Origin of the sequence: Streptomyces anatolicus, assembly GCF_019400875.1 — a bacterium.
GTDB lineage: Bacteria > Actinomycetota > Actinomycetes > Streptomycetales > Streptomycetaceae > Streptomyces > Streptomyces anatolicus.
Genome location: NZ_WMBF01000028.1, coordinates 11,591 through 28,163, shown reverse-complemented (window position 1 = coordinate 28,163; position 16,573 = coordinate 11,591). Strand labels below are relative to the sequence as shown.

At 70.4% G+C, this 16,573-nt stretch carries 15 protein-coding genes; 6 read left to right on the top strand and 9 right to left on the bottom strand.

The features are described 5' to 3' along the window. The first annotated feature begins 38 nt into the window (after nucleotides 1-38). On the top strand, nucleotides 39-2,057 hold the full coding sequence (locus tag GKQ77_RS05485) for a PTS fructose transporter subunit IIABC (RefSeq protein WP_219687562.1): 2,019 nt from the start codon (nucleotides 39-41) through the stop codon (nucleotides 2,055-2,057). 130 nt (nucleotides 2,058-2,187) lie between these two features. Beyond that, nucleotides 2,188-2,442, top strand: a complete 255-nt coding sequence (locus GKQ77_RS05480; RefSeq protein ID WP_219687561.1) for a hypothetical protein — start codon at nucleotides 2,188-2,190, stop codon at nucleotides 2,440-2,442. 33 nt (nucleotides 2,443-2,475) lie between these two features. On the opposite strand, the gene GKQ77_RS05475 is transcribed toward GKQ77_RS05480, so the two are convergent. The 4 genes from GKQ77_RS05475 to GKQ77_RS05460 form a co-directional block, all read right to left on the bottom strand. Continuing rightward, nucleotides 2,476-3,231: a DUF6227 family protein gene (locus GKQ77_RS05475; protein ID WP_219687560.1), complete on the bottom strand. Its 756-nt coding sequence runs from the start codon at nucleotides 3,229-3,231 to the stop codon at nucleotides 2,476-2,478. Nucleotides 3,232-3,413: 182 nt separating this feature from the next. After that, nucleotides 3,414-4,631: a L,D-transpeptidase gene (locus GKQ77_RS05470; protein ID WP_308117560.1), complete on the bottom strand. Its 1,218-nt coding sequence runs from the start codon at nucleotides 4,629-4,631 to the stop codon at nucleotides 3,414-3,416. A 115-nt stretch (nucleotides 4,632-4,746) separates the two neighbouring features. Then, complete coding sequence (locus GKQ77_RS05465) at nucleotides 4,747-5,793, bottom strand: P1 family peptidase (RefSeq protein ID WP_219687558.1); 1,047 nt, start codon at nucleotides 5,791-5,793, stop codon at nucleotides 4,747-4,749. A 113-nt stretch (nucleotides 5,794-5,906) separates the two neighbouring features. Next, the gene (locus GKQ77_RS05460) at nucleotides 5,907-7,217 is read right to left on the bottom strand and encodes a low temperature requirement protein A (protein WP_219687557.1); all 1,311 of its coding nucleotides are present in this window, start codon (nucleotides 7,215-7,217) and stop codon (nucleotides 5,907-5,909) included. 223 nt (nucleotides 7,218-7,440) lie between these two features. Between GKQ77_RS05460 and GKQ77_RS05455 the strand changes: the two genes are divergently transcribed. From GKQ77_RS05455 to GKQ77_RS05440, 4 genes are all read left to right on the top strand, one after another. After that, a complete protein-coding gene (locus GKQ77_RS05455; protein WP_219687556.1) occupies nucleotides 7,441-8,874 on the top strand; it encodes a NarK family nitrate/nitrite MFS transporter in 1,434 nt (477 codons plus the stop codon). A 177-nt stretch (nucleotides 8,875-9,051) separates the two neighbouring features. Beyond that, complete coding sequence (gene pflB, locus GKQ77_RS05450) at nucleotides 9,052-11,352, top strand: formate C-acetyltransferase (RefSeq protein ID WP_258020874.1); 2,301 nt, start codon at nucleotides 9,052-9,054, stop codon at nucleotides 11,350-11,352. 30 nt (nucleotides 11,353-11,382) lie between these two features. Then, nucleotides 11,383-12,204 carry a pyruvate formate-lyase-activating protein gene (gene pflA / locus GKQ77_RS05445; RefSeq protein WP_219687555.1) on the top strand — a complete coding sequence of 274 codons (822 nt, stop codon included), beginning with the start codon at nucleotides 11,383-11,385 and terminating at the stop codon, nucleotides 12,202-12,204. A 37-nt stretch (nucleotides 12,205-12,241) separates the two neighbouring features. Beyond that, complete coding sequence (locus GKQ77_RS05440; RefSeq protein ID WP_125513298.1) at nucleotides 12,242-12,442, top strand: hypothetical protein; 201 nt, start codon at nucleotides 12,242-12,244, stop codon at nucleotides 12,440-12,442. A 7-nt stretch (nucleotides 12,443-12,449) separates the two neighbouring features. Here the strand turns inward: GKQ77_RS05440 and mscL are convergent, their stop codons facing one another. The 5 genes from mscL to GKQ77_RS05415 all read right to left on the bottom strand — a co-directional run bounded on the left by mscL (nucleotide 12,450) and on the right by GKQ77_RS05415 (nucleotide 16,482). Continuing rightward, nucleotides 12,450-13,001, bottom strand: coding sequence for a large conductance mechanosensitive channel protein MscL (gene mscL, locus GKQ77_RS05435; protein WP_372459832.1), 552 nt, complete (start codon nucleotides 12,999-13,001; stop codon nucleotides 12,450-12,452). 135 nt (nucleotides 13,002-13,136) lie between these two features. After that, nucleotides 13,137-13,655, bottom strand: a complete 519-nt coding sequence (locus GKQ77_RS05430) for an RcpC/CpaB family pilus assembly protein (RefSeq protein WP_219687553.1) — start codon at nucleotides 13,653-13,655, stop codon at nucleotides 13,137-13,139. Nucleotides 13,656-13,808: 153 nt separating this feature from the next. Further along, nucleotides 13,809-14,666 (bottom strand): S-methyl-5'-thioadenosine phosphorylase, encoded by an 858-nt coding sequence (locus tag GKQ77_RS05425; RefSeq protein WP_219687552.1) that lies wholly within the window; start codon nucleotides 14,664-14,666, stop codon nucleotides 13,809-13,811. A 132-nt stretch (nucleotides 14,667-14,798) separates the two neighbouring features. Further along, on the bottom strand, nucleotides 14,799-15,140 hold the full coding sequence (locus GKQ77_RS05420; protein ID WP_219687551.1) for an FmdB family zinc ribbon protein: 342 nt from the start codon (nucleotides 15,138-15,140) through the stop codon (nucleotides 14,799-14,801). Nucleotides 15,141-15,207: 67 nt separating this feature from the next. Next, nucleotides 15,208-16,482: an MFS transporter gene (locus GKQ77_RS05415; protein WP_219687550.1), complete on the bottom strand. Its 1,275-nt coding sequence runs from the start codon at nucleotides 16,480-16,482 to the stop codon at nucleotides 15,208-15,210. Nucleotides 16,483-16,573: the final 91 nt, after the last annotated feature.

Below are 16,573 nucleotides of genomic sequence, written 5' to 3'. Positions count from 1 at the left end.
GGCCCCCACGCCCCCCGAATGAAGCCAAGGAGCCCGCGATGACCGAGATGATCACCGCGGATCTGGTCGACCTCGACCTCGATCTCGACCTGTCCGCAGAAACGAAGGAAGCCGCGGCCCGCTCCCTCGCCCAGCGCATGGTGGCTCTGGGGCGCGTGACCGACCTGGACGGATTCCTCGCCGACGTCGCGGCCCGCGAGGCGCAGATGCCGACGGGCCTGGACGGCGGCATCGGCATCCCGCACTGCCGCAGCGCGCACGTCACCGAGCCGACCCTGGCCTTCGGCCGCTCGGCACGCGGCATCGACTTCGGCGCGCCGGACGGCCCGGCGGACCTGATCTTCCTGATCGCGGCCCCCGCGGGCGCGGACGACGCCCACCTGAGCATCCTGTCGTCGCTGGCACGGCAGTTGATGGACGCGGAGTTCACGGCCGCGTTGAGGGCGACGACGGACGCCGAGTCGGCGACGGACCTGATCCGGGGCAACGGCCCGGCGGCGGAAGAGACACCCGCGCGAAGCGCCGAAGAAGAAGAACCAGAAACCCCGGAACCGTTCCGCGTGGTAGCGGTGACCTCCTGCCCCACCGGCATAGCCCACACCTACATGGCAGCGGAGTCCCTGGAGGCCGCCGCCCGTGAGACGGGCGTCGAAATCACCGTGGAGACACAGGGGTCAGCAGGCTTCACCCGCCTCGACCCGGCGGTCATCGCCACGGCGGACGGCGTCCTGTTCGCCCATGACGTCCCCGTGCGGGACAAGCCCCGCTTCGCGGGCAAGCCCACGGTCGACGTAGGCGTCAAGGCGGCGATCAACCGCCCCGCGGAACTCCTCACGGAGCTCCGCGAAAAGGCCGCCCGCGGCGAGACCACCCCGGAGGCGGGGACGGCGGACAAGCCGGACAACCCAGGCAACGCGGCCCCCGTCGACAGCGCGGGGGACAGCAGCGACGGCTACGCCACCAAGCTCCGCAAGTGGCTGATGTCCGGCGTCAGTTACATGGTCCCCTTCGTCGCCGCGGGCGGCCTCCTCATCGCCCTCGGCTTCGCCATCGGCGGCTGGAAGATCGACAAGGCGCCGTCCGTCGCCGAGCACTTCATCTGGACGGACCACACCAGCTGGGCAGCGCTGCTGTTCCAGATCGGCGGGCTCGCCTTCGCCTTCCTGGTCCCCGTCCTCGCCGGCTACATCGCGTACGGCATGGCCGACAGACCCGGTCTGGTCCCCGGCTTCGTCGGCGGCTCGGTCGCCGTCACCATCAACGCGGGCTTCCTCGGCGGTCTCGCCGCAGGGCTGATCGCGGGCGGTGTCGTCCTCGGCGTCCAGCGGGTCCGCATCCCGGCCGTGCTGCGCGGCATCATGCCGGTGGTGGTGATCCCGCTGATCTCCTCGGCGGTGGTCGGCTTCCTGATGTTCCTCGTCGTCGGCAAACCCATCGCGTCCCTCCAGAACGCGCTGACCGACTGGCTGGAGGGCCTCTCCGGCGCCAACGCCATCATCCTCGGCGTCATCCTCGGCCTGATGATGTGCTTCGACCTCGGCGGCCCGCTGAACAAGGTCGCGTACGCCTTCGCGGTCGGCGGTCTCGCCCACCCGACCGACGGCAGCCTGAAGGTCATGGCCGCGGTGATGGCGGCCGGAATGGTCCCGCCGCTCGCCATGGCCCTCGCCACGACCGTGCGCGGCACGCTCTTCACCAAGACCGAGCGGGAGAACGGCAAGGCGGCCTGGTTCCTGGGCGCCTCCTTCATCACCGAGGGCGCGATCCCGTTCGCGGCCGCCGACCCGCTGCGCGTGATCCCCGCGTCGATGGCGGGCGGCGCGGTCACCGGCGCCCTGTCGATGGCGTTCGGCTGCACCCTGCGCGCCCCGCACGGCGGCGTCTTCGTGGTCCCGCTGATCGGTCAGCCACTGCTCTACCTCGTCGCGATCGCTGCGGGGGTCTGCGTCTCCACGGCGGCGGTGGTCGTACTCAAGAGCGCCCGCGGAACGGCACCTTCGAGCACGCAGGCGGCCCCCGCCGAAAGCGAGAGGGAGCGCGTTTCCGCGTCCGCCTGAGCCGAGGCGGAGCGGTCGCCTGATCCGGTGCCGGAGACGGGAAGGGGCATATGCGACTTGCGTCACTTCAGGACCTAAGCCTCATAACCCCCCTGTCGGAAGTCCCGGGACTTGTTGTCTACTGGGCCGCATGTTCCGGGATGTCTCGATCGTTCAGCAGATAGGCGTCGCCGCGCTGGCCGTGGCGACCGCGGTCTGGGCCGTCGGCCTGGTGCGGGTGATGCGCAGGGAGCGCCCCGGCGCGGACGTGTGGCGCGCGCCCCAGGCGCTCTCCGTGCTGCCGGGCCAGCAGGGCCCGCCGCGCGTGGAGACCGTGGAACTCACCGCGGACGAGCGGGCCGCCTTCGCCGGTCTCGTACGTCAGTACGGAGACCGGCGCTCTTAGCCCGCTCCCGCACTCCTGGCCTGCCCCGCTCCGTCAGCCCGCCGCCGCGTTCCTCGCCCTGCGCTCCATCGCGGCGCGGGCCGCCTGCTCGGTGGCGTACACCTCGCACATGTGGCGGCCGTCGGGGGTGAGCGTGTGCTCGACCTCCCACAGGCTGATCTCGCCGCCGTCGAAGAGCAGGAACGCGTGCTCGTAGAGCGAGAAGCTCACGCGCGCCTCGCCGCTCAGGCCGGGGCGGCCGAACGCCTGCGTTATCTGGTGTGCGAAAGCCGCGCGCAGCAGTCGCGCGATGTCCTGCCCGGGCCGGTCGGCGTTCTCCGCGCGGCGCAGCAGGCGGCGCGCGTGGTCCGCGGAGTTGTCCGGCGCGTACACATGCCGGGGCCCGCAGTCGGCGGGCAGCTGGAGCGCGACGGGCCGCCCGCACGGCGGCGGATCCGGCGGCAGCGGCAGCCGCGAGGTGGCGACGCCCGCCTCCTCCTCGTCGGCGTAGATCTCATACGTCGGGGTGCTGGCCTGCGCGGTGTTGTGGACCAGCTCCCAGAGGGTGAGCACGGAGGCGTCGGCGAGCAGCCAGGTGTGTCTGTACGTCTCGCGGTGCAGGCCCGCGCTGTGGTGCGCGGAGTGCAGGGAACTGTCGTGCGCGAGGGCCGATTCGAGGCGGCGTATGACCTCGTCCGGCAGGTCGAAGGAGTTCAGGGCGCGGCCGAGGAGTCGCTCGAGATGCTCCTCCGGAGAGTGTGGCTCGGGCGACTCGGGTGGCTCGTACGCCGTTTCGTACGGAACGCTCAAGGCTTCTCCCGGCGTTGCTGCATGTCACCTGGTGAGTGCATACCGTAGCCCCTGGGTCGGACATCGTGCCCGGGAACGGGAAAACGCGCGAGCCACGAGGGAAGTTCCCTCGTGGCTCGCTCAGTTGAGGGGCGCGCGAGGTGCGCGCCGGGAGGCGGGAGACGCGCCCCCGCGGGGGTGCGTCAGGTCGCGCTGCCCGCCGTCCACTCACTCCAGGACATGTTCCAGCCGTTGAGGCCGTTGTCCGGGGCGATCGTCTTGTCGGGGGAGCCGGTGACCGTCACGACGTCACCGATCAGGGAGTTGTTGAAGAACCAGGCGCCCATGGTGTTCGGGTCGCCCGCGCCCCGCGCGTCCTGGAGGCCGACACAGCCGTGGCTGGTGTTGGCGCTGCCGAAGATGGACGGCGAACCCCAGTAGTTGCCGTGGATGAAGGTGCCCGACGTGGACAGGCGCATGGCGTGCGGCACGTCCTTGATGTCGTACTCCCCGCCGAAGCCGACCGTGTCGCCGTTCATCCGGGTCTGGGTGAACTTCTCCGAGATCACCATCTTGCCGTTGTACGTCGGGTTCGACGGGCTGCCCGCGGAGATCGGGATGGTCTTGATGACCTTGCCGTCCCGCTCGACCGTCATCTTCTTGGTCTTGACGTCGACGGTGGAGACCTGCGCGCGGCCGACGGTGAAGGTGACCGTCTTGTGCTGCACGCCCGTGATGCCGTCGCCGCCCTTCACGCCGTCCAGGTTGATCTTCATGGTGACCTTGGAGCCGGCCTTCCAGTACTCCTCGGGCCTGAAGTCCAGGCGCTGGTTGCCGAACCAGTGGCCGACGACCTTCTGGCCGCTGCTCGACGTCACCGTGATGTGCGACTGGACGTCCTTCTTCTCCGTGATCGCCTTGTCGAAGTTGAAGGAGACCGGCATGCCGACGCCGACCTTGGCGCCGCCGTCCGGGGTGTAGCTGCCGATGAAGCTGTTGGCGGAGGAGACGGTGGTGAACGTCGCGTTCTCCGTCGCCGCGTTGCCCTTGGCGTCCTTGGCGTTGGCGGTCACCTTGTACTTGGTGCCGCGCTCCAGCTGGGCCTTGGGCTTCCAGCTGGTGCCGTCGGCGGAGATGCTGCCCTCGACGGCGGCGCCGGACGTCACCGACGTCATCTTCACGCTGGTCAGCTTGCCGTGCTTGACCTTGACGCCGGTGGCGTTGATCGAGGCGTCGGTGGCGCCGTCCTTGGAGGAGATGGTGATGTCGGCGCCCTTGGCGGCGGCGCTCGCACCCTTCTTGTCGTTGTCGGCGTCCGCGTCTCCGCCGCAGGCTGTGAGGGTCAGCGCGCCCACGGCAGCGAGCGCGGTGGCTGCCAGCAGGGCACGGCGCCGGGGGTTGACTATGACTGACCTTGTCACGAGCTGCTCCAAGTACGTGTTCTGATCCAGTACGACTAAAGAGCGGCCCCACACGCGGAGTAGTTCCCTCCGCGGGGTGTGAGCGCGGGCACATTTACGGGCTCTGGTGGCGTCTCTATGGGCTCTGGTGGCGTCCCTTTCCGTAGAGGTCGAGGTAGGCCGGGAACGTGCCGCCCGGCGTCCGGACGGACTCCGCCGCCAGCAGCGCCCGCACGATCGCGGCCGTCACCATGTCCGCGCCCGCGGCGAGGATTTCGTTGAGCGCGAGCGGGCTCCCCGCGTCCAGCGGGCGCTCCCCGGTGGCGAGGGCGAAGACCGTGTCGCCGTCGTTGAGCAGATGGACGGGGCGCACGGCACGCGCCATGCCGTCGTGCGAGGTCCCGGCGAGCTTCTGCGCCTGGGCCTTGGTCAGTTCGGCGTCGGTGGCGACGACGGCGAGGGTGGTGTTCAGGGGCGGTGGTCCGCTCTCGGCCACGGCGTCGGCGAGGCGGCGCGTGGCCTCCTCGTGGACCTCCGGCGCGGGGTAGCCGACCCGCCGCCCCGCGAAGTACTCCCCGTACAGCGCGCCCGTCGCCGGGTCGAACCCCGACCCCGAGGCGTTCGCCACGACCAGTGCCGCGACCGTGATGCCCGAGTCGAGCCGGACGCTCGCGCTGCCGATGCCGCCCTTGAGCCTGCCGACCACCGCGCCGGTCCCCGCCCCGACGTTGCCCTCCTCCACCGGGGCGAACGGTTCGGTACGGGCGGCCGCCTCCACCGCGGCCCTGCCGGTCGCCGCGTCGGGGCGGGCCTTGAAGTCACCGCCGCGCCCCAGGTCGAAGACGCAGGCGGCCGGGACCACGGGCACGACGTGGGAGGGATCGGCGCCGACCCGCACCCCGCGGCCCCGCTCCTCCAGCCACGCGACCACGCCGGACGCGGAGTCCAGGCCGTACGCACTGCCGCCGGTGAGGACCACGGCCTCGACTCGCTGCACCAGATTGCGCGGGTCGAGGGCGTCGGTCTCACGGGTACCGGGCCCACCGCCGCGCACGTCCACGGCGGCGACAGCCCCGCCCTCGGGCGCCAACACGACAGTCGTGCCCGTCAGTTGCCCGCCGCCGCGCCGGGTGGCGTGCCCTACGCGCAGTCCCGCCACATCGGTCAGGGAGTCAGTAGTCATACGACGATGCGTACCACGCGCACCGGCTCCGCGTACCGTGTGCGGCGGCCCCGCGTACCGATCGCGGCGCCCTAGGCGGGCCGTGCGGCGCCTTATGCGGGCCGGGCTGCGTCCTACGCGGACCCTCCCGGCCGGGCCGCACGGTTCATCCGGGCCGTGAGCGTCACCCCCGTCGCGACCGTCACCACCGCCACGATGCCCGCCACGAGCACCGCCCACCGCCCCGCGAACGTACTCGCCAGCGTCGCCAACGCACTCACCGGCAGCACCATTTGCTGCGCGATGCCCACCTTGAAGTACCGGGAGTGCAGCGCCCAGACGGTGAGCAGATACAGGGCCGTCGGCACCGTCACCGCGGCCGACGCGGCCAGGGTCGAGATGTGCGCCTTGCCGACGGCCTGCTCGACCGCCACCTCGATCCCGGCGCCGATCGCCGCGGCCGAGCCGAGGATCACGTAATGGCCGTAACCCCACAGGAACGCCTGACGGTTGCCGCGCAGCCGGCCATGGGCGGGCACGACGAAGTAGATCCACCACGTGGCGAAGACGATGAGCAGCCCGCCCGCGGCGATGGGCAGGAGTTCGTCGAGGGCGTCGTTCTCCTCGATGCCCGACTTCACCGCGACCGTCGCCGCCGCGATCGTCTCGCCGAGCACGATGATCGTGAACAGGCCGTACCGCTCCGAGATGTGATGCGGGTGCCAGGCCGTCGTGTACGCCCGCTCCGCGACCACCGGCACGCACATCTCGGCGACCGCCATCACGAGGAAGAGCCAGGGCCGGGCGCCCTGCGGCAGGAACAGCAGCCCCGACCAGCCGATCTGACAGATCACCACACCTGCCGCGTACCGCAGGGCAGTGGTGCGCTCGGCGCCCCTCGCCGCTCTGGCCACGCGCAGCCACTGCGAGGAGAGCGCGATCCGCATGATCAGGTAGCCGAGCCAGATCAGCAGGAAGTCGTGGTCCTGGAAGGCCTTGGAGACCCCGGCGGCGAAGACGAGGACACCGGCGATCTGGATCAGCGTGACCACGCGGTACAGCACGTCGTCGTTGTCGTACGCGGAAGCGAACCACGAGAAGTTGACCCAGGCCCAGAACAGCGCGAAGAAGACCATCGCGTAGTTGAGGATGCCCTCGCCCGCGTGCGCCTCGGCGACGGAGTGCACCAGCTCGGCACCGGCCTGCGCCACCGCCACGACGAAACAGAGATCGAAGAAGAGTTCGAGTGGCGTCGCGGCACGGTGCTTCTCGTCGCGCCCGCGGGCGAGGAGGGGGCGGAGGGGCTTGGCGAAGGCCGGTGGGCCGGAAGAGCCGGGTGAACCGGGTGAGCCAGCGCCGGTCGAGCCGGATGAGCCGGAAGAGCCGGGTGAGCCAGCGCCGGTCGAGCCGGAAGAGCCGGAAGAAGAGCCAGAAGTGGACGTCATGCGTCCACCACAGCAGAAGGCGTACCGCGAACCGGGCTGCGCCGCCCCGCGAGGCAGGAGGGCCACCCGGGCGGCGCACGGGGTCCGAAGTCCCCCTGACCTTCATGCCTTTGGGCTCGCCCCCGCATGCCCTACGACTCTGCCGCCACAGCCCGCCGACGGCGACCTTGGAAGGGTCAGGCCCCGTGGCAAGGTCGGGACCCTGAGCGAACCGGGAACCAACATGACATCGCCTGCCGCCCAAGAGACGCGGACCCCGCCCACGGGCACGTCGTACACCCCCGCGCAGTACCGCCCCGGCCGGACCATCACCGACTGGGAGCCGGAGAACGAACTCTTCTGGAAGTCCACCGGCAAGAAGGTCGCCGCCCGCAACCTGTGGATCGCCGTCCCCGCCCTCCTGGTCGCCTTCGTGGTCTGGCAGGTGTGGTCGGTCACCGCGACCAACCTCGCCGACGTCGGCTTCACCTTCTCCACCTCCCAGCTCTTCTGGCTGACGGCGGTCCCCGGCCTCACCGGCGGCACGGCCCGGATCCTCTACACCTTCCTCGGCCCGATGATCGGCCAGCGCCGGTTCACCGCGCTCTCCACGGTCGTCCTGGTCATCCCGCTGATCTGGCTCGGCATCGCGGTCCAGAACCCCGACACCTCGTACGGAGTGATGATCGCCATCGCGGCCCTGTGCGGCGTCGGCGGAGCCAACTTCGCCTCCTCGCTGGCCAACATCGGCTTCTTCTTCCCCAAGCGGGACAAGGGCAACGCGACCGGCATCAACGGCGGCCTCGGCAACCTCGGCGTCTCCGTCGTCCAGCTGGTCACCCCGATCGTCATCACCAGCTCGGTCATCGCGGTCGGCTCCGCCCAGCACAAGGCGGACGGCACACCGGTCTGGCTGCAGAACGCCGCATTCCTCTGGGTGCCCGTCCTGGTGATCCTGGCCGCCGTCGCGTGGTTCGGCCAGAACGACCTGAAGGTCGCCTCCACCCCCTTCAGCCAGCAGAAGATCATCTTCAAGCGCAAGCACAACTGGCTGATGACCTGGCTCTACGTCGGCACGTTCGGCTCCTTCATCGGCTTCGCCGCGGCCCTGCCGATGCTCATCAAGACCACGTTCACCCCGATCGACGCGGCCTACTCCGCGGCCACGTACGCCTGGATGGGACCGGCCGTCGGCGCGCTCGCGCGCTGGGCGGGCGGCTGGATCGCCGACAAGATCGGAGGCGCGAGGGTCACCATCATCTCCTTCGTCGGCATGGCACTGTCGATCATCGGTGTCATCAACTTCCTGCCCTCCGGCGGCGACAACGGCAACTTCTGGGGCTTCTTCGCCTGCTTCCTGTGCGCGTTCTTCTTCTCCGGCATCGGCAACGGCTCCACGTTCCGCCAGATCCCGGTGATCTTCCGCAACCAGCACCTGAAGGGCCTCACACAGGGCACGCCCGAGTACGCGAAGGCGCTGAAGCAGTCGGAGATGGAGGCGGGCGCGGTCACCGGCTTCACCTCCGCCATCGCGGCGTACGGCTTCTTCTTCATCCCGGCGATGTTCGCCAACTTCGCCGTGACCAGCGCGATGTGGGGTTTCGTCGCCTTCTACGTCAGCTGCGTCGCGGTCGCCTGGTGGTTCTACGCCCGCAAGGGCGCCGAGTCGCCGAGCTGACGCCCCGGGTGGCGTGAGCGGTGAGGCCGGGCCGGGCCGGGTGGGTGACCACCCGGCCCGGCTCTCTGCCAGGTCAGGACGTTCGGCCCCGAACTGAGGACCATTGCGACCCCTCTGATCGATCCCACAGGAGTGGAATGGGGGCAGAGCGAAGAAGCGAGACGGAAGGTGCGGGTCATGACTGCCACTCCTGCGGAAGCAATCGTGAACGGCGAGGCCTGGGGCGACGAGGCCTGGGATGGCAAGGCCTGGGACGGCTTCAAGGGCGGCCTGTGGCGGGACACCGTCGACGTCCGCGACTTCGTGCAGCAGAACTACACCCCCTACGAAGGGGACGCCTCCTTCCTGGCGGGCGCGACCGAACGCACCACCCAGGTCTGGCAGAAGCTCCTCTCCATGTTCCCCACGGAGATCGAGCGCGGCATCCACGACGTCGACGTGAGGACCCCCTCCCGCATCGACGCCTTCAAGCCCGGCTACATCGACGGCACCGCCGCCGACCACCGGGACCTGATCGTCGGCCTCCAGACCGACGCCCCGCTCAAGCGCGCCATCATGCCCAACGGCGGCTGGCGGATGGTCGAAGGCGCCCTCAACGCCTACGGTTACGAGGCCGACCCCGAGATCAGGGACATCTACACCCACCTGCGCAAGACCCACAACGAAGGGGTCTTCGACGCCTACACCCCCGAGATCCGCGCCTGCCGCTCCTCCGGCATCATCACCGGCCTGCCCGACGCCTACGGCCGCGGCCGCATCATCGGCGACTACCGCCGCGTCGCCCTCTACGGAGTCGACCGCCTGATCGCCGCGAAGGAGGCCGACAAGGCCGCCCTCGGCGAAGAGTGGGCCACCGAGGACGTCATCCGAGGGCGCGAGGAGATCTCCGAGCAGATCAAGGCCCTCAAGGAACTGAAGGCCATGGCGATGTCCTACGGCCACGACATCTCCCTGCCCGCCACCACGGGCCGCGAGGCCATCCAGTGGCTGTACTTCGCCTACCTCGCCGCCGTGAAGGAGCAGAACGGCGCGGCCATGTCGATCGGCCGCATCGACAATTTCCTCGACATCTACCTCCAGCGGGACATCGAGGCCGGCCGCATCACCGAGACCGACGCCCAGGAGTTCATCGACGACTTCGTCATCAAGCTCCGCATCGTCCGCTTCCTGCGCACCCCCGAGTACAACGAGGGCTTCTCCGGAGACCCGACGTGGGTCACCTGGTCCATGGCCGGCATCGGAGAGGACGGCCGCCCGCTGGTCTCGCGCACCACGTTCCGCGCCCTGCAGACCCTCTACAACCTCGGCCCCGCCCCCGAGCCGAACCTCACGGTCTTCTGGTCGCGGGAACTGCCCGAGGGCTTCAAGGAGTTCGCCGCCCAGGTCGCCATCGACACCTCGGCGATCCAGTTCGAGTCGGACGAGCTGATGCGGCCCAAGTACGGCGATGACACCGCGATCGCCTGCTGCGTCTCGGCGATGGCCATGGGCAAGCAGATGCAGTTCTTCGGCGCCCGCGTGAACGTCGCCAAGGCACTCCTCTACGCCATCAACGGCGGACGCGACGAGAAGTCCGGCAAGACCGTCGTCCAGGGCTTCACGCCCATCGAGGACGAGTACCTGGAGTACGAGACCGTCGCGCGGAGCTACGACGCGATGCTGGACTGGCTCGCCAGGACGTACGTGCACGCGCTCAACGTCATCCACTACATGCACGACAAGTACGCCTACGAGCGCATCGAGATGGCGCTGCACGACCAGGAGATCCTGCGCACCATGGCCTGCGGGATCGCGGGTCTCTCGGTCGCCGCCGACTCCCTGTCGGCGATCAAGCACGCCAGGGTCAAGGTCATCCGCGACGAGACCGGCCTCGCCGTCGACTACGAGATCGAGGGCGACTACCCCGCCTACGGCAACAACGACGACCGCGCCGACGACATCGCCCGGCGCATCGTGCACGACTTCATGGAGAAGATCCGCAAGCACCCCACCTACCGGGACGCGGTCCACACCCAGTCGGTGCTGACCATCACCTCGAACGTCGTCTACGGCAAGAAGACCGGCAACACCCCCGACGGCCGCCGCGCGGGCACCCCCTTCGCGCCGGGCGCCAACCCGATGAACGGCCGCGACGAGCACGGCTACATTGCCTCGGCGATGTCCGTCGCCAAGCTGCCCTACGACGACGCCGAGGACGGCATCTCGCTGACCAACACCATCACCCCGGACGCGCTCGGCCGCACCCCCGAGGAGCGGGTCGCGAACCTCGCCGGTGTCCTGGACGGCTTCATGGCCAGTGGCGGCTTCCACATGAACGTCAACGTGCTGGACAAGGCGACCCTGGAAGACGCCATGGAGCACCCGGAGAACTTCCCGCAGCTGACCATCCGGGTCTCCGGATACGCGGTCAACTTCATCCGGCTCACCCGCGACCAGCAGCTCGACGTCATCAACCGCACCTTCCACGGCTCTCTCTGAGCCCGCCGCCGGCAGTCCGGGAGTTACGCCATGGCAACCCTGCTCGGTACCGACATCCCCATACGCCCTCGGGCCCGCGACGAGGACGCGGCCACCCCGGCCGCGGCCGCGACCCACCGCCCCGTGACCGGCTCGGTCCACTCCTGGGACCTGTCCACCGGCCTCGACGGCCCCGGCAGCCGCTTCGTCGCGTTCCTCTCCGGGTGCCCGCTGACCTGTCTGTACTGCCACAACCCCGACACCTGGCGGATGCGGGACGGCAAGCGGACCACGGCCGACGAGGTGATCGCGGAGGCGGCCAAGTACACGACGTTCATCTCCGCCGCCGGGGGAGGAGCCACCGTCAGCGGCGGCGAACCCCTCCTGCAGCCCGTCTTCACCGGCGAACTGCTGCACCGGCTCAAGCACGAGCTGGCACTGCACACCGCCCTTGACACCTCCGGCCACCTCGGCGCCCGCGCCACCGACGCCCTGCTCCGGGACGTCGACCTGGTCCTGCTCGACATCAAGTCCTGGCACCCCGGGACCTACGAGAAGGTCACAGGCCGCCCCCTGGCGCCCACCCTCGACTTCGCCCGCCGACTGGCCGCCCTCGGCAAAGAGGTCTGGGTGCGCTTCGTCCTCGTCCCCGGCCTCACCGACGACCCGGCGAACGTCGAGGGCGTCGCCCGTTTCGCCGCCTCGCTCGGCAACGTCCCGCGCGTGGACGTGCTGCCCTTCCACAAGCTGGGGGAGGCGAAGTGGGACGCGCTCGGCAAGGACTTCACGCTGCGCGCCACCCCCTCGCCAAGCCCGGCGCAGATAGCCGACGCCAAGGAGATCTTCGCTGCTCAGGGCCTCGCAGCCGTATGACGGCGGGCGCCGGGCCGGAGCGACGTACCCTGGAAGCATGAGTACCGCCCCCGCCCCCGAATCGCGCGATCCGGAGGAGCCGAAGAAGCCGAAGCACGCGCTGATCTTTGACGATCCGCTGTCGCAGCAGTCTTCGGACGATACGGACCGAGGGTGGGGTGAGCGGGCCGAGTCCGGCGGCGACAGCGCCGCCGACCTCGCGCGGTTCCTCGACGAGAAGCCGCCCCACCACCTCTGAACCCGCGCTAGCGCTCGCTCGGCCCAGGGCCGCCCTGCCCAGGGCCGCCCTGCCCAGGGCCGCTCTGTCCCTGACCCGCCTGTCCCGGGCCGCTCTGCCCGGCGCTGCGCTGCGCCACCAGGGCGTCGCGGATCTCCTTGAGGACCTCCAGCTCGGAGACCTCCATGACCTCCTTCGTGCCCTCCTTCGCGGCCCTCCGGGCGGCGACCTTCGCGAGGTACTTGGCCATCGGCAGCACCATCAGGAAGTACACGACGGCCGCCGTGATCACGAAGCTGAGGACCGCGCTGAGCACGGAACCCCACATGATCGGGATGCCCTTGACGACCTCGCCCGCCTTCACCTCGCAAGGGGACTTCAGGCACGAGCTGTAGTGGTCGAGATCCTTCGTGCCGAAGGCGCCGACCAGCGGGTTGATGACACCCTTCACGACCGAGTTCACGATGTTCGTGAACGCGGCGCCGATGACCACCGCGACCGCAAGGTCGACCACATTGCCGCGCATCAGGAAGGCCTTGAAGCCCTCCCAGACGCCCGGTTCCTTCTTCTCGCTCACCACGAGGCCTTTCGTTGCATGTGCGGGTTGCGGAACAAACGACTTCGCAACCTACGTCAGACCGTGACCGGCCTGTCCAATTCGCTCGCACGGACGAGCGACGTGACCGGGTGCCAGTGCGATCGTGAACGGTCGCGCTCATCGCAAGGTCACCGCCAAGCGAGCACTCGCCCCGGCCCCGGCGAGCCGCGCCGCCGTGTCACGCGGCACCGAGAGCACCACCAACGCCCCGCTTTCGGCGGGCCCTTCGGCCTGCTCGGGCACCTCGTCCACGCGGGCACCCGCCGCCACCACACGCGGCTTCGCACCGCTCCCGGGTGACGCCTCGGCGGCGATCACGTCGACCCGGTCGCCGGGGCGCAGCAGCGCCACGGCCGCCGCGTCCGCGATCCGCACCGGCGCGGTCACCGTCTCCAAGGCCCCCCGCTCCGGCTCCCGCGCGCCCTCGGCCGCCGCGGGCCCCCGCAGCCGGTCCGCGTCCCCCGGGGCCGAGGCCGCGAGGGTGGCGGCGGTCATCGCGAGCCCCACGGCCAGGGCCCGCCGCCGGTGCCGCAGCAGCCGGCGCAGCCGTGGATGCCCGCCGCGCACCCGCACGGGGGAGAAGTGGGGGACAGGGCAGCCGTCCGACGGCCGGGCCTGGGAAGGGACTTGGGTCACGACAACCACCGCCTGCGATGCGAGGAGCTGAGCTTGCGCTCCCACGATGCAGGCCCGCGCCGATTCCCGCTGAGACCCGTGGACTACCCGCCGGTTGTGGATAACTCCCTCACCCGAAGGGGAAGTTCCGTCTCACCTGAAGGGGAAGTTCCGTCACGGCAACCGAATCCCCGGATCCATTCCGCCCAGCGCCCCCGCACACAGACACTCCCGCTCCCCGTCCGGGGCCACCGGCAGCCCGGCGATCGCGTCGAACAGCACGCCCCGCAGCCGGTCCACATTCGCGGCGAAGACCTGGAGCACCTGCTCGTGCGAGACGCCCTCGCCGGTCTCCGCGCCCGCGTCCAAGTCGGTGACCAGCGTCAACGACGTGTAGCAGAGCTCCAGTTCCCGGGCGAGCGCCGCCTCGGGATGCCCGGTCATGCCCACCACCGACCAGCCCTGGGCGGCGTGCCAGCGCGACTCCGCCCGGGTCGAGAAGCGCGGCCCCTCGACCACGACGAGCGTCCCGCCGTCCACCGGCTCCCAGTCACGGCCGCGCGCGGCCTGCAGCGCGGTGGCCCGTCCCACCGGGCAGTACGGGTCGGCGAGCGACACGTGCACGACGTGGGGAACGCTGCCGTCCGGCAGCGGCACCCCGTCGAAGTACGTCTGCGTACGCGCCTTCGTGCGGTCCACCAGCTGATCGGGCACGAGCAGCGTCCCGGGCCCGTACTCGGCCCGCAGCCCGCCCACCGCGCACGGGCCGAGCACCTGCCGTACGCCGACCGAGCGCAAGGCCCACAGATTGGCGCGGTAGTTGATGCGGTGCGGCGGCAGGTGGTGGCCGCGGCCGTGCCGTGGCAGGAAGGCGACCCGCCGCCCCGCGACCTCGCCGAGGAAGAGGGACTCGCTCGGGGCTCCGTAGGGGGTGTCGACCTGGACCTCGGTCACGCGGTCGAGGAAGGAGTAGAGCCCGGAGCCGCCGATCACGCCGATCTCGGCCCGCGTCGCGTTCGCCGTGTTCACCATGGGCCGCACAGTATCCGCCCCCCCGACACGCCGAGGACCCCGCCGTCGATGAACGGCGAGGTCCCGAAGGAAAAGCCAGAAAGCCCTACGCGGCCGAGCTGGAAGCCCTGAGCGACCCGAGCCGACAGAGCCCTACGCGGCCGAGCTGGAAGACGCCGACGAAGAGCCGGACGACGACGAGGCCGACGAAGACGACGACGCGGAAGCCGTCGACGAAGAGGACTTCGCGTCGGACGCGGACGTGGACGGAGACGACTTCGCCGGCGTCGAAGTCGACGGCGTACTGCTCGACGACGAGCCGCGGCTGTCGTTGCGGTAGAAGCCGGAGCCCTTGAAGACGATGCCGACCGCCGAGAACACCTTCTTGAGGCGTCCGTCGCAGCTCGGGCACACGGTCAGGGCGTCGTCCGTGAACTTCTGCACCGCCTCGAGGCCCTCGCCGCACTCGGTGCACTGGTACTGGTACGTCGGCACTTGCTTCCTCCTGGCACTCTCACTCGATGAGTGCTAACGACGATCCATAGTGACGTATTCCGCGAGATCAGTCCACTGTGACCGGCACGCGGTGACCGACGCCACGTGCCACCGTGCGGCCCGGGGCCTTGGGAACGAGCCGCGAGCGCAGCGTCACGAGGACCACGAGGGCCAGTGCCGTGCCGCCCAGCGGGACCAGGAATCCGGCCCCGTCCCAGAGGCGGTCCTCCAGCTGTCCGGCGACCGTGACGGCCGCCGCCTGGCCGAGCGCGACCGCGCCGGTGAGCCAGGTGAAGGCCTCGGTGCGGCCGGTCGGCGGGACCAGCTTGTCCACCAGCGTGTAGCCGGTGATCAGCGCGGGCGCGATGCAGACACCGACGAGCAGGCCGATCCCGGCGAGGAGCAGCGCGGAGTGCGCGGCCCACAGACCGGAGGCCATCAGCGTCAGCGCCGCGTACGCGACGAGCAGGCGCCGCTGCGGCGAGACCTTCCAGGCGAGGGCGCCGCAGACCAGGCCGGAGAGCATGTTCCCGGCGGCGAACGTGCCGTACAGGACGCCGTTCAGGCCGGGCTCGCCGATGGACTCGGTGAAGGCGGCCAGCGAGACCTGCATGCCGCCGAAGACGGCGCCGATCCCGAGGAACGTCACGATCAGGACGCGCACTCCGGGGATCCGCAGTGCCGAGACGTGCTCCACGCGCGCGTGGCCCTCCTCGTGCTGCGAGGACGGCTGCGGCTGGGTGCTCTTCTGCGCGGCGAACAGCAGACCGCCGACCAGGGTGAGCCCGGCCTCGGTGAGCAGGCCGGCGGAGGGGTCGATACCGGTGCACAGCGCGGTCGCCAGGAGCGGGCCGAGGACGAAGGTCAGCTCGTCGGTGACCGACTCGAAGGCGGCCGCGGTGGTGGCGAGCGGCGAGTCCTGGAGCTTGACGCCCCAGCGGGCCCGCACCATGGGGCCGATCTGCGGCGTCGAGGCGCCCGCGGGCACGGCGGCCACGAAGAGCGCCCACAGGGGGGCGTCGGAGAGCGCGAGGACGGTCAGGGCGATGACCGAGGCGGAGTGGACGAGCACGCCGGGCACCAGCACGGCACGCTGTCCGAACCGGTCGGCGAGCTTGCCGCTGAAGGGGGCGAACAGCGCCATGGAGACGCCGGTGGCGGCCGAGACGGCGCCCGCGGCACCGTACGAGCCGGTGGTGTGCTGCACCAGCAGGACGATGGAGATGGTCAGCATCGCGAACGGCTGTCGCGCCGCGAAGCCGGGGAGCAGGAACGTCCAGGCGCGAGGGGTGCGCAGGAGCTGTCCGTAACCCGGGCGGGATTCGGTGACCGTGGATGCCACGGCCCGTGCCTTTCTGCCGCCTGGTAGCGCGGCCCCCCTTGTAGGGCGGCGGCGCCGAGAGCTGTCCTCTTGCGCGGAACTGCGGTAGATG